The 21,332-nt window shown below is 62.1% G+C and carries 29 protein-coding genes and 5 tRNA genes; 14 read left to right on the top strand and 20 right to left on the bottom strand.

Annotated elements, in window-relative coordinates:
• The 10 genes from ACQ4MJ_RS12250 (at position 1) to ACQ4MJ_RS12205 (ending at position 8,154) form a co-directional block, all read left to right on the top strand.
• Positions 1-87 (top strand) — tRNA-Leu (locus ACQ4MJ_RS12250).
• Positions 88-162: 75 nt separating this feature from the next.
• Positions 163-1,476, top strand: a complete 1,314-nt coding sequence (gene tig, locus ACQ4MJ_RS12245) for a trigger factor (RefSeq protein ID WP_055399519.1) — start codon at positions 163-165, stop codon at positions 1,474-1,476.
• A gap of 127 nt (positions 1,477-1,603) precedes the next feature.
• On the top strand, positions 1,604-2,212 hold the full coding sequence (clpP, locus tag ACQ4MJ_RS12240; protein WP_055399521.1) for an ATP-dependent Clp endopeptidase proteolytic subunit ClpP: 609 nt from the start codon (positions 1,604-1,606) through the stop codon (positions 2,210-2,212).
• 102 nt (positions 2,213-2,314) lie between these two features.
• Positions 2,315-3,580 (top strand): ATP-dependent Clp protease ATP-binding subunit ClpX, encoded by a 1,266-nt coding sequence (gene clpX, locus ACQ4MJ_RS12235; protein ID WP_431152496.1) that lies wholly within the window; start codon positions 2,315-2,317, stop codon positions 3,578-3,580.
• 188 nt (positions 3,581-3,768) lie between these two features.
• Positions 3,769-6,201 (top strand): endopeptidase La, encoded by a 2,433-nt coding sequence (gene lon, locus ACQ4MJ_RS12230; RefSeq protein ID WP_055399523.1) that lies wholly within the window; start codon positions 3,769-3,771, stop codon positions 6,199-6,201.
• Between the two features lie 86 nt (positions 6,202-6,287).
• Positions 6,288-6,363 (top strand) — tRNA-Gly (locus ACQ4MJ_RS12225).
• A gap of 58 nt (positions 6,364-6,421) precedes the next feature.
• A tRNA-Cys gene (locus tag ACQ4MJ_RS12220) sits at positions 6,422-6,495 on the top strand.
• Positions 6,496-6,677: 182 nt separating this feature from the next.
• Positions 6,678-6,753, top strand: a tRNA-Gly gene (locus ACQ4MJ_RS12215).
• 156 nt (positions 6,754-6,909) lie between these two features.
• Positions 6,910-7,002: transfer RNA gene (locus tag ACQ4MJ_RS12210), tRNA-Leu, on the top strand.
• A gap of 141 nt (positions 7,003-7,143) precedes the next feature.
• Positions 7,144-8,154, top strand: coding sequence for a tyrosine-type recombinase/integrase (locus ACQ4MJ_RS12205; protein ID WP_431152497.1), 1,011 nt, complete (start codon positions 7,144-7,146; stop codon positions 8,152-8,154).
• Here ACQ4MJ_RS12205 and ACQ4MJ_RS12200 read toward each other — a convergent pair.
• The 18 genes from ACQ4MJ_RS12200 to ACQ4MJ_RS12115 form a co-directional block, all read right to left on the bottom strand.
• Complete coding sequence (locus ACQ4MJ_RS12200) at positions 8,117-8,347, bottom strand: hypothetical protein (protein ID WP_431152498.1); 231 nt, start codon at positions 8,345-8,347, stop codon at positions 8,117-8,119. The genes ACQ4MJ_RS12205 and ACQ4MJ_RS12200 overlap by 38 nt on opposite strands.
• Positions 8,344-9,477, bottom strand: a complete 1,134-nt coding sequence (locus tag ACQ4MJ_RS12195) for a phage Gp37/Gp68 family protein (RefSeq protein WP_431152499.1) — start codon at positions 9,475-9,477, stop codon at positions 8,344-8,346. Before ACQ4MJ_RS12195 ends, ACQ4MJ_RS12200 begins: the two co-directional genes overlap by 4 nt.
• Positions 9,474-9,866: an ASCH domain-containing protein gene (locus ACQ4MJ_RS12190; protein ID WP_431152500.1), complete on the bottom strand. Its 393-nt coding sequence runs from the start codon at positions 9,864-9,866 to the stop codon at positions 9,474-9,476. The genes ACQ4MJ_RS12195 and ACQ4MJ_RS12190 overlap by 4 nt, the downstream gene beginning before the upstream one ends.
• On the bottom strand, positions 9,863-10,381 hold the full coding sequence (locus ACQ4MJ_RS12185) for a hypothetical protein (RefSeq protein WP_431152501.1): 519 nt from the start codon (positions 10,379-10,381) through the stop codon (positions 9,863-9,865). The genes ACQ4MJ_RS12190 and ACQ4MJ_RS12185 overlap by 4 nt, the downstream gene beginning before the upstream one ends.
• Positions 10,381-11,142: a hypothetical protein gene (locus ACQ4MJ_RS12180; RefSeq protein WP_431152502.1), complete on the bottom strand. Its 762-nt coding sequence runs from the start codon at positions 11,140-11,142 to the stop codon at positions 10,381-10,383. The genes ACQ4MJ_RS12185 and ACQ4MJ_RS12180 overlap by 1 nt, the downstream gene beginning before the upstream one ends.
• Entirely contained in the window at positions 11,129-13,276 is a 2,148-nt protein-coding gene (locus tag ACQ4MJ_RS12175; protein ID WP_431152503.1) for a ParB/RepB/Spo0J family partition protein, read from the bottom strand. The genes ACQ4MJ_RS12180 and ACQ4MJ_RS12175 overlap by 14 nt, the downstream gene beginning before the upstream one ends.
• 3 nt (positions 13,277-13,279) lie before the next feature.
• Positions 13,280-13,567, bottom strand: coding sequence for a hypothetical protein (locus ACQ4MJ_RS12170; protein ID WP_431152504.1), 288 nt, complete (start codon positions 13,565-13,567; stop codon positions 13,280-13,282).
• On the bottom strand, positions 13,564-14,217 hold the full coding sequence (locus ACQ4MJ_RS12165; RefSeq protein ID WP_431152505.1) for a hypothetical protein: 654 nt from the start codon (positions 14,215-14,217) through the stop codon (positions 13,564-13,566). The genes ACQ4MJ_RS12170 and ACQ4MJ_RS12165 overlap by 4 nt, the downstream gene beginning before the upstream one ends.
• Positions 14,214-14,573, bottom strand: coding sequence for a hypothetical protein (locus ACQ4MJ_RS12160; protein WP_431152506.1), 360 nt, complete (start codon positions 14,571-14,573; stop codon positions 14,214-14,216). Before ACQ4MJ_RS12160 ends, ACQ4MJ_RS12165 begins: the two co-directional genes overlap by 4 nt.
• Positions 14,570-14,887, bottom strand: coding sequence for a hypothetical protein (locus ACQ4MJ_RS12155; protein ID WP_431152507.1), 318 nt, complete (start codon positions 14,885-14,887; stop codon positions 14,570-14,572). The genes ACQ4MJ_RS12160 and ACQ4MJ_RS12155 overlap by 4 nt, the downstream gene beginning before the upstream one ends.
• The gene (locus ACQ4MJ_RS12150) at positions 14,884-15,021 is read right to left on the bottom strand and encodes a hypothetical protein (RefSeq protein WP_431152508.1); all 138 of its coding nucleotides are present in this window, start codon (positions 15,019-15,021) and stop codon (positions 14,884-14,886) included. Before ACQ4MJ_RS12150 ends, ACQ4MJ_RS12155 begins: the two co-directional genes overlap by 4 nt.
• Before the next feature lie 2 nt (positions 15,022-15,023).
• Entirely contained in the window at positions 15,024-15,353 is a 330-nt protein-coding gene (locus ACQ4MJ_RS12145) for a hypothetical protein (RefSeq protein ID WP_431152509.1), read from the bottom strand.
• A complete protein-coding gene (locus tag ACQ4MJ_RS12140; protein WP_431152510.1) occupies positions 15,350-15,484 on the bottom strand; it encodes a hypothetical protein in 135 nt (44 codons plus the stop codon). The genes ACQ4MJ_RS12145 and ACQ4MJ_RS12140 overlap by 4 nt, the downstream gene beginning before the upstream one ends.
• Positions 15,478-15,705, bottom strand: a complete 228-nt coding sequence (locus ACQ4MJ_RS12135) for a hypothetical protein (protein ID WP_431152511.1) — start codon at positions 15,703-15,705, stop codon at positions 15,478-15,480. Before ACQ4MJ_RS12135 ends, ACQ4MJ_RS12140 begins: the two co-directional genes overlap by 7 nt.
• Complete coding sequence (locus ACQ4MJ_RS12130; RefSeq protein WP_431152512.1) at positions 15,702-16,142, bottom strand: hypothetical protein; 441 nt, start codon at positions 16,140-16,142, stop codon at positions 15,702-15,704. Before ACQ4MJ_RS12130 ends, ACQ4MJ_RS12135 begins: the two co-directional genes overlap by 4 nt.
• A complete protein-coding gene (locus ACQ4MJ_RS12125; RefSeq protein WP_431152513.1) occupies positions 16,139-16,828 on the bottom strand; it encodes a hypothetical protein in 690 nt (229 codons plus the stop codon). Before ACQ4MJ_RS12125 ends, ACQ4MJ_RS12130 begins: the two co-directional genes overlap by 4 nt.
• A gap of 123 nt (positions 16,829-16,951) precedes the next feature.
• Positions 16,952-17,350, bottom strand: a complete 399-nt coding sequence (locus tag ACQ4MJ_RS12120) for a DUF4124 domain-containing protein (protein ID WP_431152514.1) — start codon at positions 17,348-17,350, stop codon at positions 16,952-16,954.
• Positions 17,351-17,404: 54 nt separating this feature from the next.
• Positions 17,405-17,863 (bottom strand): helix-turn-helix domain-containing protein, encoded by a 459-nt coding sequence (locus tag ACQ4MJ_RS12115; RefSeq protein WP_431152515.1) that lies wholly within the window; start codon positions 17,861-17,863, stop codon positions 17,405-17,407.
• A gap of 80 nt (positions 17,864-17,943) precedes the next feature.
• On the opposite strand from ACQ4MJ_RS12115, the gene ACQ4MJ_RS12110 reads away from it, so the two are divergent.
• Together ACQ4MJ_RS12110 and ACQ4MJ_RS12105 are read left to right on the top strand one after the other, a co-directional pair.
• Positions 17,944-18,273 (top strand): transcriptional regulator, encoded by a 330-nt coding sequence (locus ACQ4MJ_RS12110; RefSeq protein WP_431152516.1) that lies wholly within the window; start codon positions 17,944-17,946, stop codon positions 18,271-18,273.
• A complete protein-coding gene (locus tag ACQ4MJ_RS12105; RefSeq protein ID WP_431152517.1) occupies positions 18,266-18,592 on the top strand; it encodes a hypothetical protein in 327 nt (108 codons plus the stop codon). The genes ACQ4MJ_RS12110 and ACQ4MJ_RS12105 overlap by 8 nt, the downstream gene beginning before the upstream one ends.
• A gap of 67 nt (positions 18,593-18,659) precedes the next feature.
• Here ACQ4MJ_RS12105 and ACQ4MJ_RS12100 read toward each other — a convergent pair whose 3' ends face one another.
• Positions 18,660-18,968, bottom strand: coding sequence for a hypothetical protein (locus ACQ4MJ_RS12100; RefSeq protein ID WP_431152518.1), 309 nt, complete (start codon positions 18,966-18,968; stop codon positions 18,660-18,662).
• Between the two features lie 165 nt (positions 18,969-19,133).
• Positions 19,134-19,361, bottom strand: coding sequence for a hypothetical protein (locus tag ACQ4MJ_RS12095; protein ID WP_431152519.1), 228 nt, complete (start codon positions 19,359-19,361; stop codon positions 19,134-19,136).
• A gap of 284 nt (positions 19,362-19,645) precedes the next feature.
• On the opposite strand from ACQ4MJ_RS12095, the gene ACQ4MJ_RS12090 reads away from it, so the two are divergent.
• Both ACQ4MJ_RS12090 and ACQ4MJ_RS12085 read left to right on the top strand, forming a co-directional pair.
• The gene (locus tag ACQ4MJ_RS12090; RefSeq protein ID WP_431152520.1) at positions 19,646-20,032 is read left to right on the top strand and encodes a hypothetical protein; all 387 of its coding nucleotides are present in this window, start codon (positions 19,646-19,648) and stop codon (positions 20,030-20,032) included.
• Positions 20,032-21,099, top strand: a complete 1,068-nt coding sequence (locus ACQ4MJ_RS12085) for a toprim domain-containing protein (RefSeq protein WP_431152521.1) — start codon at positions 20,032-20,034, stop codon at positions 21,097-21,099. The genes ACQ4MJ_RS12090 and ACQ4MJ_RS12085 overlap by 1 nt, the downstream gene beginning before the upstream one ends.
• Positions 21,100-21,332: the final 233 nt, after the last annotated feature.

The following is a 21,332-nucleotide window of genomic DNA, read 5'->3' as shown; positions in this document are numbered from 1 at the left end:
GCGCGGGTGGCGAAATTGGTAGACGCACCAGGTTTAGGTCCTGACGCCAGCAATGGTGTGGGGGTTCGAGTCCCCCCCCGCGCACCACCCATGTGAGACTTTGCGGAACACGGCGCTGCTGCGCTGCAGCCAGCACGATCCACATTCATAAGAGGAATAGCCATGGCCGTTACTGTTGAAACCCTTGAGAAGCTCGAGCGCAAGATTACGCTGAGCGTGCCCGTCACCCTGATCCAGTCCGAAGTCGACACGCGCCTCAAGCGCCTGGCCCGCACGGTCAAGATGGACGGTTTCCGTCCCGGCAAGGTGCCCATGAACGTGGTGGCCCAGCGTTACGGCTACTCGGTGCAGTACGAAGTGCTGAACGACAAGGTGGGTGAAGCCTTTGCCGTGGCAGCCAACGAAGCCAACCTGCGTGTTGCTGGCCAGCCCCGCATCACCGAAAAGGAAGGCGCTCCTGAAGGCCAGGTCACTTTCGATGCCATTTTCGAAGTGTTCCCAGAAGTCAAGATTGCCGATCTGTCTGATGCCGAAGTCGAAAAGCTGTCGGCTGAAGTGACGGACGCCGCCATCGACAAGACCATCGACATCCTGCGCAAGCAGCGCCGCAGCTTCGCCCAGCGCGCCATGGATGCTGCTGCGCAAGACGGCGACCGCGTGACGGTCGATTTCGAAGGCAAGATCGATGGCGAGCCGTTTGAAGGCGGCAAGGCCGAAGACTTCCAGTTCCTGGTGGGCGAAGGCCAGATGCTCAAGGAGTTCGAAGACGCCGTGCGTGGCATGAAGTCTGGCGAAAGCAAGACCTTCCCCCTGGCATTCCCTGCGGAGTACCACGGCAAGGATGTCGCTGGCAAGACCGCTGACTTCCTGGTGACCATCAAGAAGATCGAAGCTGCCCACCTGCCCGAAGTGAACGATGCCCTGGCCAAGTCGCTCGGTATTGCCGATGGCTCCGTGGAAGGCCTGCGCGCCGACATCAAGAAGAACCTGGAGCGTGAAGTCAAGTTCCGTCTGCTGGCCCGCAACAAGCAAGCCGTGATGGACGCCCTGGTGGCCAAGGCTGAGCTGGACCTGCCCAACTCCAGCGTGCAGGCTGAAATCGCCCGCCTGCTGGAAGGTGCCCGCGCTGAACTCAAGCAACGCGGCATCAAGGACGCCGACAAGGCCGAGATCCCTGAAGACGTGTTCCGCCCCCAGGCTGAGCGCCGCGTGCGCCTGGGCCTGGTGCTGGCCGAGCTGGTGCGTGCCAATGAGCTGCAGGCCAAGCCCGAACAGCTCAAGGCCCACATCGATGAGCTGGCTGCCAGCTACGAGAAGCCTGAAGATGTGGTGCGCTGGTACTTCGGTGACCGCCAGCGCCTGGCGGAAGTCGAAGCCGTTGTGATCGAAAACAACGTGACCGAATTTGTGCTGTCCAAGGCCAAGGTGGTCGAGAAGGCCGTGTCGTTTGACGAACTGATGGCCCAACAAGGCTGATAGGCTGTCGACTGGGCGGCTTGTTATCGAATTGCCCGGTTGTTGCCGATACATACAGGGGCTTGTGCTTTCGTGCACAAGCCCCAATTCATTTCTGGGTACAGTACCTGCTTGTCTGGAGAAAAACATGAGCGCATTGGAAACACAAGGCCTGGGCATGGTTCCCATGGTCATCGAGCAGTCGGGCCGTGGCGAACGGTCCTACGACATCTACTCGCGCCTGCTCAAGGAGCGCGTGATTTTTCTGGTGGGTCCGGTCAACGACCAGACCGCCAACCTGGTGGTGGCTCAGCTGCTGTTCCTGGAGAGTGAAAACCCCGACAAAGACATTTCGTTCTACATCAACTCCCCAGGTGGCTCGGTAAGCGCCGGCATGGCGATCTTTGACACCATGAACTTCATCAAGCCTGATGTCTCGACCCTGTGCACCGGCATGGCCGCCAGCATGGGCGCCTTCCTGCTGGCCGCAGGAGCCAAGGGCAAGCGTTTTGCGCTGCCCAACTCCAAGGTCATGATCCACCAGCCTCTGGGCGGCATGCAGGGCCAGGCAACCGAGATTGAGATCCACGCCCGCGAAATCCTCAAGACCCGCGAGCAGCTCAACAAGATCCTTGCCGAGCGCACGGGCCAGCCGCTGGAAAAGATCCAGCGCGACACCGAGCGTGACTATTTCCTGTCGGCTGATGAGTCCAAGGAATACGGTTTGGTCGATCAGGTGATCAGCAAGCGCTCCTGATAGCCAGAGGGTCAAACAGCGGCGTTTTCCTTTGGGGAAGACGCCGTTTTTTATTTGGTTATCATCCCGACAACTTTCCGTAACAAGCAAGGCATTGCCCCCATGGCCGAGAAAAAAGGCTCTTCCAGCGAAAAAACCCTTTACTGCTCTTTCTGCGGCAAAAGCCAGCATGAAGTGAAGAAGCTGATCGCCGGTCCGTCGGTCTTTATCTGCGACGAGTGCATTGACCTGTGCAACGAGATCATTCGCGATGAGCTCCCGGCTGGCGACCTGGCGCGCGAAGGCCGCAGTGACCTGCCCACCCCCGTAGAGATCAAGACCAACCTCGACAACTATGTGATTGGTCAGGACGTGGCCAAGCGCACGCTGGCGGTGGCGGTGTACAACCACTACAAGCGCCTGCGCCACAAGGACAAGGCCCACAAAGACGATGTGGAGCTGTCCAAGAGCAACATTTTGCTGATTGGGCCCACGGGTTCGGGCAAGACGCTGCTGGCGCAGACCCTGGCGCGCATGCTGGACGTTCCCTTTGTGATGGCCGACGCCACCACGCTGACGGAAGCCGGTTATGTGGGCGAAGATGTGGAGAACATCGTCCAGAAGCTGCTGCAAAGCTGCAACTATGAGGTGGAGCGCGCGCAGCGCGGCATCGTCTACATCGACGAGATCGACAAGATCTCGCGCAAGTCGGACAACCCCAGCATCACGCGTGACGTTTCGGGCGAGGGCGTCCAGCAGGCGCTGCTCAAGCTCATCGAAGGCACGATGGCCAGCGTGCCGCCGCAGGGCGGACGCAAGCACCCGAATCAGGACTTCCTGCAGATCGACACGACCAACATTCTGTTTATCTGTGGCGGTGCGTTTGCGGGACTGGAAAAGGTCATCGAGAACCGCACCGAAGCGTCGGGCATCGGGTTTGGCGCATCGGTCAAGAGCAAGAAGCAGCGTTCGCTGACAGAGGTGTTCACCGAGATCGAACCCGAAGATCTGATCAAGTTCGGCCTGATTCCTGAGCTCGTGGGGCGCATGCCCGTGGTGACGGCTCTGGCTGAACTCAGCGAGGATGCGCTGGTGCAGATCCTGACGGAGCCCAAGAACGCGCTGGTCAAGCAATACAGCAAGCTCCTGGCCATGGAAGGTGTGGACCTCGAAATCCGTCCTGCCGCGCTTAAGGCCATCGCTCGCAAGGCCTTGGTCCGCAAGACCGGAGCCCGCGGCCTGCGCTCAATCCTGGAGCAATCGCTGATTGGCACGATGTTCGACTTGCCCAATACAAGCAACGTTGAAAAAGTGGTGGTGGACGAGTCCACCATCGAAGAAAACAAGCCGCCGCTGCTCGTCTATCGCGAAGCGGCCAAGAAGGCCTGAGAAGGCGTGAAGGAGTCTGCGATGCCCGCATGGACACGCCGGAATCCTTCACACCGTCTGAGATGACCGGAGCGGGCGCATTGGTGTCGCCCATTGAACCATCAACCCTTGTGCCAGCGCGGCTTGCGCGTAAGGGTTGAAAATCCCCACATGTGGACCCATTTCCACAGAGCACTTTGAGGATTTCCATGTCCGGACATACCCCCCTGCCAGCCACCCCTATCGATCTACCGCTGTTGCCTTTGCGTGACGTGGTGGTGTTTCCCCACATGGTCATCCCGCTTTTTGTGGGGCGTCCCAAGAGCATCAAGGCGCTTGAGTTGGCCATGGAGGCCGACCGTCGCATCATGCTGGTGGCACAGAAAGCTGCAGCCAAGGACGAGCCTTCCGTGTCGGACATGTTCGATGTCGGCTGCGTCTCCACCATCCTGCAGATGCTCAAGTTGCCTGACGGCACCGTGAAGGTGCTGGTCGAAGGCCAGCAGCGCGCTCTGGTGACGTCCATCGAGGACGCTGAGACCCATTTCACGGCCACCGTCACGCCGGTAGAAGCCACACCCGAGGCCAACAAGCCTAGCGAGATTGAAGCGCTGCGCCGTGCTGTGATGCAGCAGTTTGACCAGTACGTCAAACTCAACAAAAAAATTCCCCCGGAGATCCTCACATCGATCTCCAGCATCGACGATCCAGGCCGTCTGGCCGACACCATCGCCGCGCACCTGCCGCTCAAGCTCGAGAACAAGCAGGTGGTGCTGGACCTGTCGGATGTGAAGGCGCGCCTTGAAAACCTGTTCGAGCAGCTTGACCGCGAGGTGGACATCCTCAACGTGGACAAGAAGATCCGTGGGCGTGTGAAGCGCCAGATGGAGAAGAACCAGCGCGACTTCTACTTGAACGAGCAGGTCAAGGCCATTCAGAAGGAGTTGGGCGAAGGCGACGAAGGCGCGGACATCGAGGAGATCGAGAAAAAGATCAAGCTCGCCAAGATGCCTGCCGAGGCACGCAAGAAGGCTGATGCAGAACTCAAGAAGCTCAAGCTGATGTCGCCCATGTCGGCCGAGGCCACCGTGGTGCGTAACTACATTGACGTGCTCACGGCGCTGCCTTGGAGCAAAAAGACCAAGATCAAGCACGATCTGGTCAATGCCGAAGGCGTGCTCAACGAAGACCACTTTGGCCTGGACAAGGTAAAGGACCGCATCCTTGAATATCTTGCGGTGCAGCAGCGCGTGGACAAGGTGAAGGCTCCCATCCTGTGCCTGGTGGGGCCACCTGGCGTGGGCAAGACCTCGTTGGGGCAATCCATTGCCAAGGCCACGGGCCGCAAGTACGTGCGCATGGCCTTGGGTGGCATGCGCGACGAAGCTGAAATCCGTGGGCACCGCCGCACGTACATCGGCGCGCTGCCTGGCAAGGTGCTGCAGAGCCTGTCGAAGGTGGGCACGCGCAATCCGCTGTTTCTGCTGGACGAAATCGACAAGCTGGGCACGGACTTCCGAGGCGACCCGTCGAGTGCGCTGCTGGAGGTGCTGGACCCCGAGCAGAACCACACCTTTGGCGATCACTACGTCGAAGTGGACTTCGACCTGAGCGACGTGATGTTCGTCGCCACGTCGAATTCGATGAACATTCCGCCGGCCCTGCTCGACCGCATGGAAGTGATCCGCCTGTCGGGTTACACCGAGGACGAGAAGACCAGCATCGCCATGAAGTACTTGCTGCCCAAGCAGCTTAAGAACAATGGCGTGAAGGACGAAGAACTGCTGATCACCGAGCCCGCCGTGCGCGACATGGTGCGTTACTACACGCGGGAAGCCGGCGTGCGTTCGCTGGAGCGCGAGTTGTCCAAGATCTGCCGCAAGGTGGTCAAGGGCCTGCAGCTCAAGAAGCTCGAGCCCCAGGTCGTCGTCACCGCCGACAACCTGCCCGACTTCCTGGGTGTGCGCAAGTACACCTACGGCCGTGCCGAGGCGCAGAACCAGGTGGGCCAGGTGGTCGGCCTGGCGTGGACTGAGGTGGGCGGCGACCTGCTGACCATCGAAGCCGCCGCCATGCCCGGAAAGGGTGTGATCACGCGCACCGGTTCTTTGGGTGATGTGATGAAGGAGTCGGTGGAGGCTGCCCGCACGGTGGTGCGCAGCCGCTCGCGCATTCTGGGCATCAAGGACGAAGCGTTTGAGAAGCGCGACATCCACATCCATGTGCCAGACGGGGCAACCCCTAAGGATGGTCCGAGTGCTGGCGCTGCGATGACGACGGCGTTTGTTTCGGCCCTCACGGGTATTCCCGTGCGCGGTGATGTTGCCATGACCGGTGAGATCACATTGCGCGGTGAAGTTACCGCCATTGGTGGCCTCAAGGAAAAGCTGCTGGCGGCTCTGCGCGGCGGCATCAAGACGGTGCTGATCCCCGAAGAGAACGTCAAAGACCTGGCCGAGATTCCGGACAACGTGAAGAGCGGGCTGGAGATCGTGCCTGTGCGCTGGATCGACAAGGTACTGGAAGTGGCCTTGGAAACCAAGCCTGTGCCCCTGACGGATGAGGAAGTGGCGGTCGTGGCTGCTCCCTCGACGGACAAGGCCGTTGCAGCGTCGTCCGCGACAGATGGCCTGAAACATTGACGCAAATTTTTTTGAGAACCCCAAAAAATGCGCTACAATTCATTCCATCGCAGCAAACGTTGTACAATGTGAGGCTTCGGTAAAATGCGGGAATAGCTCAGTTGGTAGAGCGCAACCTTGCCAAGGTTGAGGTCGAGAGTTCGAGACTCTTTTCCCGCTCCAATTTCCACAAAAAGGGAAGCAAATGCTTCCCTTTTTTGTCAGAGAAATGTGAATTTCTGGCGCGGTAGCAAAGCGGTTATGCCCCGGATTGCAAATCCGGTTAGTCCGGTTCGACTCCGGACCGCGCCTCCAGATACGGTCTGTGTCTTGATGTCTGAAGATCTTCTGTGATCGTCGTAATCAAGATGACTGTTGAAGGATGGATGGTGATTGGTTGATTTTTTGGTTTGCAATCGAATAGAGCCAAAAAATAGCGATATAATTTGAGGCTTGCTGATTGGCTCTGATGGAAACGTCGGGCGCAGTAAGCAAATGCGGGAATAGCTCAGTTGGTAGAGCGCAACCTTGCCAAGGTTGAGGTCGAGAGTTCGAGACTCTTTTCCCGCTCCATATTTGTAAGGGAAGCTTCGGCTTCCCTTTTTTCTTGGTGGTGCAAGGCGGGCGGCTCGGCAGGGCGTCGGCCCTGTGACCAGAGATACGACAGGGCATTGCGCGCATGCGCTGCCCGGGTTACGCTGCGACGCAGGAGTGCGTTGGGCAGCCGGCGCCCCGATGGTGAAATTGGTAGACACTGCGGACTTAAAATCCGCCGCTTTCCTGAAAAGGGGCGTGCCGGTTCGACCCCGGCTCGGGGCACCATTCATGTGTTTTCATTTGTGCAGCAATTGCACAAAGCTAGACAAATCAACGCTCTAGCGGTTCTCTCTTTGGTGGTACAGTGCGCCCGCTGCACACATTTGCACAAGCGGCGCCCCCGAAATTCCCCCACCAATCCCCCCAATGGCAACCCCCATCAAAACGGCGCAAGGCACGTGGCGTATTCAGGTCGAGGTAAAGGGGCATCGTGTGAGCAACACGCTGCCCACAAAGCGCGAGGCCACTGAATGGGCTGCGATGCGGGCAACTGAACTACGGGCCACAGCCAGTGGGCGTGCTGGCGAGGTGAAGTCGTTGGGCCAGGCTCTCACACGCTACGGCGAAGAGGTTTCCAACGAAAAACGTGGCTGGCAGAAGGAATTGATTCGTCTGAAGGCGTTCCCAGGCCAACCGCACTTTCCGGCGAAACGGTTGCTGGCTGAACTGACGCCGACTGACATAGTGGCGTGGCGTGATGCGCGGCTGAAAGTCAATTCGCGCAGCACGGTACTGCGTGACATGGTTTTACTCTCGCACGTGCTGGAAGTGGCTCGGCGCGATTGGCAGTGGCTGAAGTCGAACCCTATGCAGGATGTGCGCAAGCCCTCGGAGCCGGACCACCGCGAGCGAATCATTTCTGGCCCCGAGGTGCGGCGCATGCTGCGCGCCTTGGGCTGGAGTCGGGGGCCGGTGCGGTCGGTAGGCCATGCGGTGGCCAATGCGTTCTTGCTGGCCCTGCAGACAGGGTGCCGGGCTGGTGAGATCTGCGGCGTCCGCTGGGAGGATGTGGGGGCGGGTTACTTCAAGGTGGACGGCAAGACGGGCAAGCGTGATGTGCCTGCCGTGCCCTCCACGATGCGCACCATCGAGCTGATGCGCGGCTATGACACGGATCTGGTGTTTGGGCTCAAGACGCAGAGCCTGGACGCGATGTTTCGCAAGTACCGGCAGCGGGCGGGGCTGGAGGGCTTTACCTTCCACGACAGCCGCCATACCGCTGCCACACGCCTGGCCCAGCGCTTGCATGTGCTGGACCTGTGCAAGATGTTCGGGTGGACCAGCACCACCCGCGCGCTGGTGTACTACAACCCGAAGGCCGTAGACATCGCCCAGCGCATCACGACTGGCGCTGCTCCCATTCAATCACCTCGCTGAGCAGCCATTTGCCGTCGCGGCCTGGGCGCGGGAAGTCGCGGTCGGTGGCCAGGCGCTTGGCCAGGGTGTTGCGGTGTACACCCATGCGCTCGGCCAGTTGGCCACGGTCCAAACGGGTGCCCAACATGGTGGCCATCAGTTTCATGGCGCTGGCCATCTTGTCGATTCGGTCGAGTAGTTGGGTATCGCTCATGATGGAAACCCGTCCCAGGTGCGACCATCCAGCAAGCGGCCTGCTCGTTTCTTGCCTACGTGCCTGATCTCCTCAACGCCAGAGGGAATGCCATCTGGTCCCCATGTTCCGCGCCCTGGATGAGGCGGGAGGAACCACCAGCCATCACCACTGGCACGGGCGTTCTCCCCACGCGACAAAGCGCACTCACGCCCGAGGCGGTCAATGCAGCATAGGTGTGACGCGTAGCTTTCCGGGTCAACAGTGTGGGAAGTCCACTCGCCCCATTGTTTGAATAAGAAGGGCACTCCAGCAGCTTCACATTGGTCGCGCAGACTTCGGGCCCAATCTGCGTGCATAGGGCGCGCGTCGGTGCCGCTCTCGCCGCCGACTATGACCCAGTGAAGTCCACTGCTGGCCATGGCCGATTCGGGTGTGGGCCAAAGACCTGATTTGCCATCGTCTGGCCCCATCATGTAGCCGATGCGCTCGGGCCCTTCATCATCGGCCGGTATGCGCCCGCTGCTGGTGAATTGAACCGGACCCAGCAGCGGCTCCATACTCAGGAATCGCACGCGTGCGGGCACCGCCAGCAGCTTGCAGATATCGCGATCAAACTCTGGTTGGTCGGTGATGGTGGCGCCGATCCATACGTTGTGGGGAGGGTTGCCCTCCTCAAGCCACTCCTGCAGCCACCATGACAACGGCTGTGCATCCACGGCAGGCCAGTGCTCCAGCACGTATGCGTGGGCCTGCTGCAGGCGGGATACAGCGGCACCGATGCGCTTCGTCAGCATCAGCCAGTCAAGGCGCGGTGTGGTGCGAATCAGCTCCAGCAGATCCACGAGCCACTCGATGGGCACCTGGTTGTCAGCCCAGTCACCTAGGCTGAGCGTAAACACACGCTGACGCCGCCCGTAGTGCAGCTCGAACTCGGCTGCCTGCTCATTCCAGCGCTTGGGCTTTGCCCAGTTGCTGACGCTGGTGCGGCGGCGTGGTGCACCTGGTCCCCAGTTGATTGCGGTGCCGCCAGCAAAGCGTGCGTTGCGCGTTTCTGCGTAGCAGTGGTCGCAGCCAGGGCCAACCTTCTGGCACCCTTCCCACGCATTAAATGTGTGGTCGCACCACTCGATCTTGGTGTTTTCGCTCATGGTGTGACCGTCTCCTTTGGCACGTTGAAGAACCCCAAGCGCCCCTTGAATGGCACGAAGGGAATGGGGGTGCTGTCGCGCAGCACGAAGCCGTGGGAGCCGTCTTGCTTCCAGGGCGATGGGTGGTGCTGGCGGCAGTCGGTGACGTGGGTCCAGCCGACGAAGCCGCCACGCTGCAGGTCTTCGTAGGCGGGCATGCTGGGGGGCAGCAGGCCCATGCGCAGCAGCTCCTCGCAGGTCTCGTCGAAGTAGCGGCGGGCCATGGTTTGGCCTGCGTGTACCAGCAGGCGGCCCCGGAAGTTGGTGGGCCAGTCGCGGTTCTCGATGTCTTTGAAACCGTGGACGATGAGCCAGGCCCAGGGCTGGCGGATGCTGAGGGCGGGGATCATGCTGGCACCTCCATTCCCAGCTCGGCCGGGGCCACGTTGAGCAGCTCGCCGCCGCCCTGGCTTTGCATGTGAGCGATGACGCGCTTGGTGGCGGTGTGCAGCTCGATCGCTGCCAGGTTGCGCAGCTGGTGTTCGTGCAGGTCCACCATGTTGGTGATGGCGTCCAGCTCGTACAGCTGCAGCTGTGTGGGGCGCCATTGGCCTGTCTCGACACCACGCGTGAGCGCGCTCTTGATCGCGATCAGCGCGGCCTCGATGTGGCCGTGCAGGCCGCGCACGTAGCCCAGGCGCTCGATCTCCAGCGCGATGAGCATGGTGGTGCGCAGGGCTTGCACCTGCAGCTCGGTGGCTACGCCCTCGCGCATGCGGGTCGCGCAGTGGTGGACGGCGTCCATGATCTCGCGGATCTCGGCCTCGGTGAGGCGCGAGGCGCGCACGCGGGCCTTGAACATGGTGTTCACCGGCACTGGCGCCGGCTGGCGGCGTGGGGGGATGCGGAAGCGGGGTAAGCCCATCACGCACCTCCCTTCGTTGCCAGGGCTGCGTCGTCAGGCTTCGGCGAGAACGCAGGGTTCACAGGAAAGGTACGCAAGATCGCGTCACGCAATACTGCTGCCTTGTCGTCTCCCCATCCAGAGGGCGTCACAACCACGTAGCCGCCAGTGATGCTGGCGCCCTTGATCGTCGGCAGGGCATCCCGCTGCCCGCACCCCGCCTGGAAACAGGCTGCACGGAGTGCTTCAATTTCCAAAGCACCTTTGATGCAGGTTTTCGCATCCAGCTTGTCCCATCGGTGGCCGTCTGGGTAGTTGGTCGCCATGGCCCGCAGTCTGGCTGCAGCGCTTTCGCCCTTCGGCATGATTGCCGCCTGTGCTGTTGGGGAGGTCTGGAGTGCGTTGTCGGGCGCCCTGGCGGCATCTGTGCCCTCGGTATTGCCGAACAGCACGATGCTCATGCGGTGCCTGTAGTACATCGGTGCGCCTTGGTCTCTGAGGTACTTATCAACCTCGCAGGCAGCGTCAAACCGCGTCATGTCACGGGCCATCATCCGAGATGCCTTGTCTCCATGCTCCTTGATATGTTTTTCGGAGAGTGCCCCCGCTTGCTGGGTGGCTGGTGCCGAGTGGCCCTGGAACATAGCCACCAGCTCGTCGGCCTCCTTGCCTGTGAGGCGATGCCAGCATGTGAGCGATGCCGCAAGGTGCCCGCGCACGTCCCAGTCAGATCGAACGGTGGCCGTGCCTTCTGCTGCTGCGACCAGATCATTTTTCGACATCAGCGGCCTCCAGTTCGGTGTAGTCGGCGATCAAGCCATTGGCGCCTGGCAGATCGGGCACGTTGAGCATCCAGGCGCGGTCGCCTGCCTTGCTGGTGATGACGCCCTTGGCACCCTTGGTGAGCATCAGCTTGCCCTTGGCGTTCTTGAGGTCGATGCGTACGCGCACGTTCTGGCCGGGCTCGAAGTTGTTGCTGGCGGGTGGCTGGGCTGCGGTCATGGCCTGGGCGATGCCCGCCATCACCTCGGCCTGGCTGGCCTTGCCGGTGCCGTCCACGGCGCCCTTGGCTTTGCCTTTGGTCTTGAGGGCGGGCTTTGCCTTGTCGGCGGGAGCTGCTGCCTCGGCGTCGGCCTCGGCCGCACGCTCTACGGCTTCGGCGTTCATCGCCTGCTGCACCTCGCGCTTGATGGCGCCGATATCGACCTTGGCAATGGGGGCCACTTCTTCAAGATGCAGGGCTTCGTCGGCGGGCCGGTTGAACATGGGGCCGTGGTCGAAGGCAGCTGCGAGCATGAGCAGCACCATGTTCTGCACGCGCGGTGGGGACTCAGCGACCCCGCGCACAGCGCTCTGCAGGGTGTCGTCGCTGAAGCCTGGGCTCAGCTGGAAGATTTGCGCCAGGGCTTCGTCGTGCGTCTCCCGGGCCATGGTGAGGACTACGCGGTAGGCGGCCTGCTGGGGCAGTGAATCCAGATCGTCGGGCTCGGCGTCAATGCGCAGCCCCTCGATGGTGGCGCGCACTGCGGCGCTGCGCCAGCGTTGCTGGTATTCATCCTCCAGTTCTTCCTTGGTGCGTGCGGGGGCCTTCTTGTCGGCCTTACCCGCTGCGCCCTTGGCCTGCAGCGCTTCGCCCGCAGCACGCACGGGTACGGCCTCCACCACGCCGCCCGTGGGCGTCTCGATCAGCACCACCTTGCTCTGGGGCACTTCCTGGCCCAGCACCTCGCGCATGGGCTCTGTGCCGCCTTTCTTGGGCTTGTCCAGCAGGATGTAGCCCTTGGGGGTGGCGCCCTCGGTGGGCATCAGCTCGCGGGCTTCGCGGCCCGTGATGATCTTGCGGCCTTTGGCCTGGGCGTCGGCCTTGAGGGCTTCGTAGTGGGCCTCCTTTTTGTCGGCAAAGCAGGCGGTGTCCGTACAGACGTCTGCACCCGCCTTATCCCACAGCTCGGGGTTGGCGCCGGTGCGCTTGGGGCACTGGGTGCAAGCGCCCACCTGGGGCAGCAGCTGGGCGTTGTCCAGGGCGAAGGGCGCCTGGGTGAGGTCGGTCATGTAGTTGCGCTGGGCCAGATCCTTGGCGCTGCGGTAGCTGAGCGGGCCGCCATCGGGGCCGCCTGTGAGCACCTTCCTGGTGAACTCCACCTGCAGGGCTGGCGTGGGGCGCTGGGCCACCAGCAGGGCCACGCTGCGGTTGAGCGTGCCCGCCTTGAGGGCTGCGATGGCCTCGGGGCAGATTTTGAGCAGGCGCAGGCTCTCCATGACGTGACTGAGGCTCTTGCGCAGGGCGTCGGCTACAGCCGCGCGGGTCATGCTGTGGGCGTCTACCAGCAGCTGGATGCCGTGCGCTTCGTCCAGGGGGTTGAGGTCTGCGCGGTGCAGGTTCTCGATGAGCTGCATCACCACGGCGTTGCTGTTGTCGGCCGCAACGATGTGCACGGGCACCCGGCGCAGGCCTGCGATGCGGGCGGCCATAAAGCGGCGCTCACCCGCGATGATCTCGTGGGTGGCGTGCTTGGTGGCTTCGTCTTCAAACGTGTCTTGCAGGCGCTCGGCGGGCAGGCGGCGCACCAGCAGGGGCTGCAGCACGCCGTAGACCTTCATGGTGGCGGCCATTTCCAGCAGGGCTTCGTCTTCAATGATCTGCCGGTTGGTCTTGCTGCGCACTAGTTCCGATAGGGACAGGGTGCTGTCAGCGGGCGCGGCCTGGGCGGCATCGGCGCCGACCACAGTGAAGTCGGCCAGCGGCACGCTCACCTGTGCGGCGCCGCACTGTAGCCAGTAGCTGCGCCCGCCTGGTGGCTTGCCGATGACCTGCGCTTGCTGGCCTGCATAGGGATGCTTGCCGCCGCCTTTGGCTGGCTTGGCGTCGGGGTTGATGGTGACCGTGAGGCCAATGAGTGGATCTTTGGTGGCCATGGTTTATGCAGGCTGTGGGGTGCGGAAACTGGTACGGCTGGGCAGGCGGAAGGCGTCTGTCGAGCCCGGGCGGTAGGGGTTGGTGCGCAGCTCGGGGCAGGTGTACGGGTCGCCCTTGGTGGTGCTGTTGCGCACGGGCACTTCGGCGCTGGCGATCTCAAGGCGCTCGCTCTTGCGGCGGGCCTGCAGCTCGGCCTGCGATGGCACGGGGCTGATCAGTACCTTGCCGTTGCCGGAGACTTTGGCGGTGGGAATGGGCTGCATTGCTGGGGTAGGTTTGCGGGTGGTCATTGCTTGATGCCTTCCGTAACTGATTGGATGTTGGTTGCCAGCGTCGCGTTGATGGCGTCGCGTAGTTGGTGAAAGCGTTCGAGGTACAGCTGCGCCCAATCGGTCCAGCTGCGTTGTGCGCGGGCGGCGGTGTGCAGTTGCACCCAGTGGGCGGGTTCGACCTTGCGACCCGGGGTGTCCAAGATGGCCCAAGGCGCCGATATGCCCTCGGTGTAGATGACGAGGTCGCGGCGCTCGGTGGCCAGCGCCATCAGGTCTATGGCCTTGATTTGCGCTCGATGGCTTAGGAAGATGCCCATCAGCCCGAAATGGCGGCGCACCGCGTTGGCCTGGGGCGATTCCAGCCGTTCCCACGCGCTGCCCAGTTCCCACTTCACGGGGGAGCTGCAATCGCCCACATACACCTCGTGCGCGTCATGCATCAGGCAGGCAAGTTGCACAACTGCGGGGAGCATCAGGTGCGCTGCGATGTCGGCACAAAGCAGCTGGTGTTCCACCACGCTGTAAGGGCGGATGCAGTGGCCGGTGAACCGATTGATCTGCGCGCCCGCGTGGGCGATGACCTCGATGGAGTATTTGTTTTGGGCCATGTCGTACCCACTGAGGTAGTGGGGCATGCCATCGGCCGTGACGATCCAGTGGCTGCTCATGCTTGCGCCTCAGCCATGAGTTGATTGAGTTCAGTGGCAGTGAGCGGGCCAACGGCCATGGGGTGCTGGCTGCGGTTCACCACATCAATGGCCGCGCGCCACAGGCTTGGGGGCACGCCAAAGGCATATCCATCGGCCTGGGTGATGTCATGCACCAGCGACAGCGCGGGCACGGCTTGGGTGCCGTGTGTGACGCTCAGGCCCTGGTGATGGCAGTAGTTGACCAACTCCAGCGCCACGAGCTGGGCTGGGTTGAGAGCCGCGCCATGGGTGGGCTTTGCGAGGTCGGTGCCCAGGGTCACGTTGCCATGGGCGTCGGTGGTCAGCGTGAAGGTGACTGTGGTTTTGCGGGTCATTCCAGATCCTTGCGAGTGGATGGGGTTTGGTAGGGAAGGCCGATGTGCGCGGCGTCGCAGTCGAGGCGGCGCGAGCGGAACCGGGGGTTGGTGGCGTCCAGCTCGGCCACCTGGCCGCGCAGGCTGCGCGCGAGGGCACTGGCCGCGTAGTGGCTGGCGGGGCTGGCGTTGGGGTAGGTGTGGCGGGCCACTACGTGCTGGCCCGTTTGTGCGTCGGTCAGGTGCACATCGAGCACGGGCACGCCCTTGCGGGTGGTGCCGCAGATGGCCGATGTGACTTGGCCGCGTATGCGGAGCTGCAGGGCGGTGGTCATGGGCGGCCCCGTGGCCGCTTGCGGCGTTCGCGCAGGTCCAGGTCCATGTGCGTTGCGGCCTTGATGCGCACGTGGTTGCCGTCGAAGCTCCACCAGTTGCGCAGGTAGGTCAGGATGAAAAGCAGGGCGCGCATGCTCAGCCTCCTCGGAGCACTACGGCCACCAGCGCCACCAGCAGGGCCGATGCCAAGGGGCGCAGTGGGCGCGTCTTGCTGCGGGCGTAGTAGGGGCCGTCTACCTGGATGGGGCAGCCGGTGTAAGCGCGGCGCTTGGGCTTGGGGGCCTCGACCACCATGAAGCGCCGGTCGTTCGTTCCCTCGGGCGGGAGGAAGTCCACCGCGCCTGATGTGAAGAAGATGGTGATGGCGCGCGCTGGAAAACCAGCGGTGTGGAACGGCTTTGTAGGGGCCGGGAAGCGATCACCGGGGGCGGTGATCAGCTCCTTGATGTGGGCGCTGGCTGTCATCGCAGTGGCCCCACGGTGATGCTGCGGGCCTCTGGGTAGAGGCTGAAGGCGGCGTCCATGGCCTCGCGCGTGCTGTGGAAGATGCCGTCGTAGGGCTTGTGGCCCTGCACCTTGATGCGGTAGGTCAGCATGGGGATGCCTCCCCAGCGTTGGATTGCTGGGCCGGTGCGAACACGGCCTTGCCTGCGTCGGTGGGCTTGGCGTTACTGTCCAGCAGGCCCCGCGCTTCAAGGGCGCGACGGGTGTGGTACTGCTTGTACGGCCCAGCACACAAGCCTTTGGCGAGAGATTCGCCGCGGACTGCGTTGCGCAGCATGTTGCGCATGGCGGGGGAGAGGCGTGGGGTTCTCATGGGTGCACCTCCACCAGCGTGCCGAAGTCGTCGGGCACGTAGTAGCGCGGGCTGCTATTCCACCTCTCGAACCCAAGCGCAGCCGTGCGTATCTCATACCCCCACCAGTGGTGAGGAAGGGGGCCATCGTGCATGCGTTGCATGTAGTAGTGGGCGCTGCGATAGGCGTTTTCTTCGCCGAACCAACGCACCAGGGTTTCCTCATGTGGCAGCAACAGGATCGCCTGCGGGTCGATTTCCACCTTCAGCTCAGTGGGCCAGGGCTCGAACTTGAGCGAGGCTTCATGCTGTCGCTGCAGTTCGGCTGGGTCCAAGCTGTTCGCGCTTGCGGCCTCCTCGGTCAGCAGCTCGTAGGTGCGGCTTCCTGGCCCGATGAGCCACGCCAGGCGAGCATCGCGCTGCATCTGGCGCAGGATGTGGTTGACTGCGGCGCTCATGCTGCACCGCCTTCGTGTTCGGCGTTGGCCGCTTTGGCGCAACGTGCCGCTTGGTACTGGTCGGCGTCCACTCGAATAGCGGTGGACTTGGTCTTGTTTGGTTGGCGGGCCTTGACGATCAGAGTTCGCTGGCCCGGGTAGGCGCGCAGCACTCGCATTGCCAACAGTTCGTCAATTGAAAGACGCGGTCCCGTGCTGCGCCGTATCTCCAGAGCAGGGCCTACACGTGCATGCAGCAGAGCCAGTTCGAGCTGGGAGCGCACGCGGGGCGTGCAGAAATAGTCCACGTCATGCGGGCTGACGTGTTCGGTGCCTTCCGGGCCAAAGCTGCGCTCAAACAAGGCCGTGTCGTCGTTGGCGTCGCCTTGGGCTATCAGGTCGCTGGCTTCTTTGATGTCGTAGACGACGCCGCGCTCACACCAGCCGGTGGTGCTGATGTTCCAGGCCAGTGATAGCAGTGCCTCTAAATGGAAGCTAGGGTGAGTGGCTGCAGGGCAGTCGAAGAACACCCAGCGCTCTTGCAGCGGGCGGTCGCTCTCGCACATCGCGTCTGGCAACAGGACGATGGCGCGGTACAGGCGGCCGTGCGCTAGGTAGTGGGCGGGGTGGGGGCGGCTCCCGGGTAGCCGGGGCGCTGGGTTGGCTGGCGCTGCCGTTGGGCGGCAGGCCGTGCTTTGCAATGACATGAAACCTCCATCGCCCGGGGTGGGCGTGGAGGAATTCTACAATCGTAGATTGTCGGCTGTCAACAATCGTAGAACGAATGGGGATCTATGTGATTATTTGGGCTTCGTTTGTCCTTGGGGCGCCTACTCTGGGGACTGCACGCCGGTCACAACGCCATTTTCGACATAGACATATTGGGATTTGAATCCGCCACGGTCGTACACCCACTGCTCGTGGCTACCGTAGCTCCCAACGCTGCGATTGATTTTCGTAGGTGCGCCCCATGATCGCCGCGCTTGCGCGGCGGTCATTCCGACCACAATCTTGCTGGTTGCAATTGCTGCATTAATTCGTGAATCACGCGGTGTGGTTGGGGGCACCGGATCGAGTTTTAGTGACTCAGCAGTTTTCGCGGTGCTGGAGCAAGGAGCCTCTTGATAGGCTACTTTCCCATCAGCGCCGACGCATTTGTGGACGGCCCACGAGGGGCTGGAGTAGACCAGGAGGCATGCGGCCATCCAGCTTGCTTGGGATGCATTCATGTCTCGCTACCCTCCTGAAATCTGGTTTGGAAATAGTAGATTTTGGCCGAAGGCCTACGGCTGAATGCGTCGGCTTTTACGTGCGTCGCTCTCTCTGGTTTTTACGATGCCTTGAATGAATGTATCTACGTTATTGATGTCTTCATTGCTGAGAAGGCGTTGAAACACCTCTTGGCTTACCGTGAATGGCCAATATGGAGGGCGGTGTAGTTCTTTCCGGATATCGTTCACAACGTGAGAGTCGATGGGGTGAGCGCTTTCAGGTAAATCCATCGTCTGCCCCCATGTGACTTTTGCCTTTGCAACGGCAGTCCAGTCGGCTGATTCGTCCAGCAGCTGCTCAAGGGTGAGTCCCAGGGCCTTTGCTAGGGCTGGTGCTTTTTCCGAACGTTTGCTGTCACGTACCTCGATCGCGCTGATGGTGCCGACGTCCACGCCGCTTTTCAACGAGAGGTCTTCTAGCTTCCAGCCATGAAACAGGCGGTAGCGCTTTACTTGTTTTCCTAAGGCCATGAAGAAGCCTAAACAACTGTAGATGCACGAGCAAATACGCTTGTAGACTTTTCGTCTTCTACAAGTGTAGAATTGTCGGCATGAACACACCGCATCGTGCCCAACCTCTCGATCAAGTTGCGTACGCGATTGAGATTGTGGGAGGCGCAGCCGCCCTTGCGCGGAGCCTCAATGTCACTACGCAAGCAGTTTGCTTCTGGAGGGATGGCAAGCGCCGACTTCCTGAGTCGCTCGGGGCGCGCATTGAATCTGCGACTGGAGGGAGGGTTACGCGCCAAAGCCTGTGGCCGGACACCTGGCAGGAGGTCTGGCCGGAGTTGATTCCGGGCACTGAAAAACAGCCTCCAGCGCCTGACCAGAAAGCGCAAGCCGCTATCAAAAATGAAGTTATGGAGGCTGCCCATGCATGAAGCCTTCACCCTGCAGCTGCTGGAGATGGCCGAACGCTGGGCAGAGGCCGCTGGCACCACGCTGCGCCATCGCAAGTTTTTCGCGCCCACCGTGTTCACCGTGACCCGCCGCCCTGAGGAGCGGGCGTTGCTGGCCGCAGCGGTGGAGCTGTATGACCTGGTGGGAGCTACCACCGAGGGCGTGATGATCCTGCGCTCCATGGGACTGGAGCCGGACGCCGGCGCATTGCTGGAGGAGCACGACCTGGTGGCGCGCTGGAATGAGTGGTGCGCCCAGCGCCTGAGCGGCAAGGATGACGGCTCAGCAGGGCAGGGGTGAGCGGCCATGGGTAGCCACAAGCCAATCTTCGACGACGTGCGTGAGGTGGATCGTGCTTTCAGCCGTGTCAGCCTTGGCCTTGTGTTTTTGGACCCTGCGCCTGCTGCAGTTGTTTTATCCGCGCTTCTATTACGCCTGACCACTCCTCCCAGTGCTTCGGTTGCTGGAACTTCGGAGGCATCAGTGCCACTTGGTGATCCACCTCGGCTTCGTACTCCTCCAAAACAGAGGGGAGAGCCGCCAGAGGAACCCGATTCAGTATGGATTTCACCATCGCCCCGAGCGCCAACTGGCGGCTCATCGTCTGCCGAAATGTCTCTTGGAGGTCTGTGATGGCCTTGATGGTCTCTTGCTGGAATTTCTCGGGTTCGTGCATGTCCGCCCCCCTTGGCAGTGGTTGTGTTGAGGCTTCCATCGTATGCCAGGGGTGGGTGGGCACCCATCACGCGGGCGGAGGGCTGCGCCATGTCTGACGACCTTGAAGCCAAGTTCAACGCTTGGAGGGCCTCCAAGCGGTTCGTGATCGGAGCGGCGCCCTGTGTCAGCTGGCCGCAGCCACCGCAGCGCGGTGCATGTCCAGCAGGATGGTTTCTGTCGCTGTCTGGCCCTGCCGCTCTTCGTTCTTCGCCAGCCGTGCCAGGTCGTTGGCAAAGGCTGCTTGCTTGTCTGCGGGCAGTTGTCGCACGGTGGCGAACACCAGCGCGCCGAGGGCGTTGACGATGGCGTTCGCTGTTTCGGCTGTCAGCGGCAGGGTGTTGTCGTCGCTCATGTGTTCCTTCAATGGTTCCTGTTTTCGATTCGCGGGCGTTCGCGGCCCACGGGTCATTTTCCGCCACGTGGCCGCTTGCAGCGGTGGCCGTGCTTCCTCCCTTTGTGTTCCTTCCTCCCTCCTTGGGCGCACGGCTGGCGGGCTTTTTATTCATGGTGATTTCAGTGCATGGCTCCATGCACTGAAGTCTCTTTTTTTTGCCCAAAAAAAGCATTCCGAACGGTTCCGAATGATTCGGAACCGTTCGGAACGTTGCGGGCAGCACAGTCATGAGGTGAGCTGCTGTGAATGATCCGTTGCTGTATGAAGATGAATTGGACGCCGCGAAGGATGCGGTGAAAGCGCTGGGGGGCGCCAAGAAGGTGGGGCCGCTGATCTGGCCGGATAAGGCGCCGGAGACCGCCGCCCGCCATCTGCTCGATTGCTTGAATGGGTCGCGTGCCGAGCGCTTGAGCCCGTCTCAGCTGCTGCTGTTGATGCGGCTGGCCCGTGAGGTGGGGTTTCATGGCCTCACTGCCTATCTCTTGCGTGAGGCTGGTTATGCGCCCCCGGTCCCCGTCGAACCGCAGACTGAGGCGCAGATGCTGGCGCGCCAGATGGAGGCCATGGTGGGGCAGTTCTCTGCGTTGACCCATCGCCTGGAGCGACTCACTGGGGCAGGGCGAGGCTGATGGACAACTATCAGGACGTGCTGCTGCAGATGAAGCAGTTCGGGATCGAGCTGCGTGACAAGGATTTGCCGCTGAAGCTGGACACGCCCAAGAGCAAGACCTGTGGCAAAGACGGTAAGGACTGGTACAAGCTGCGCATCTTCCGCCGAGACCCTGACAAGGGTGGTGGCGAGTATGTGGTTGGCTCTTTTGGCACATACCGCCATGGAGGCGCTCGCCAGCAGGTGGATGTGGAGTGGGCGCCCCTCTCCCCGGAGGAGCGAGCGCGCCGGGCTGCGGAGCTGCGGGCGCAACGCGCCAAGGCGGCGGCCGAGCGCCGGGCCGAGATTGCCAACGCGATGGCAGAGGCTATCGATGTGTGGCGCCGGGGCATGAAGGATGGGCAATCGCCTTACCTGGACCGCAAGGGCGTGAAGGGGGAATCCTGCCGCTACCTGGCCGAGCCCTTTGTGTTGCGCTGGCCGGGCGATCCTGGCGAGGATGACACGGTGGTGTTCCTGCCCACGGGCACGTTGCTGGTGCCGCTGCTGCGGTATGACTTGCCCCGCGAGGAGGCTTTGCGTGCCTTGCAGTTCATCCGCCCCGATGGGGCCAAGATTTACCAGCGGGGGATGGATAAGCCGGGGTGCTGTCTGCGCTTGGGTGACATCAACATCGACACCACCCCGCTGCTGCTGGTGGTGGAGGGCTATGCCACGGGCTTGACGGCCCGGGCGGCCGTCGACGGGCTGTACCCGGTGTTTGTTGCCCTGGACGCGGGCAATCTGGCGCATGTGGTGCCGCTGCTGCGCAAGCTGTATCCCCACACCCGCATCTTGATCCTGGCCGACGACGATTGGCAGACGCGCGACCAGGTATCTGGCGATCTGACCAACCCCGGCCGCCATGCCGCCCGGGCTGTGGCCCGCAAGGTGGAGGGCTGTGATCTGGTTTGGCCCATCTTCAAGCTGGATACGCGGGACAAGAAGGACACCGACTTCAACGATCTGCAGGCGCGTGAGGGCCTCGATGCCGTGCGCAAGCAGCTGGCTGGCGTCGTCACGATGATGGCGAGGCGCTATGGCTGAAACAACGCCAGGCAGCGGGCCACAGGGCGGGGCGGTGGAGCCCGCACCGACTGCAAGCGAAGCATTGCAGGCGCACGTTGCACCCGGCGCGCCAGCGCCGCACGATAGTTCTGTCGTTCGCGTGGACTTTGGCGCGGGCAAGGGGCAGGGCGGTGGTGCTGCGTCATCTGATGCTGAAAGCGGCCCCAGCTCGGCCCCGCCCCCCCCTCCCCCAAAGTAGCGCAGCTGCGCTC

The sequence above is a fragment of the Acidovorax facilis genome (assembly GCF_050626955.1).
GTDB classification, from domain to species: domain Bacteria; phylum Pseudomonadota; class Gammaproteobacteria; order Burkholderiales; family Burkholderiaceae_C; genus Acidovorax; species Acidovorax facilis.
Note: the sequence above shows the minus strand (reverse complement) of the source record. Positions and strands in the feature narration are given on the sequence as shown.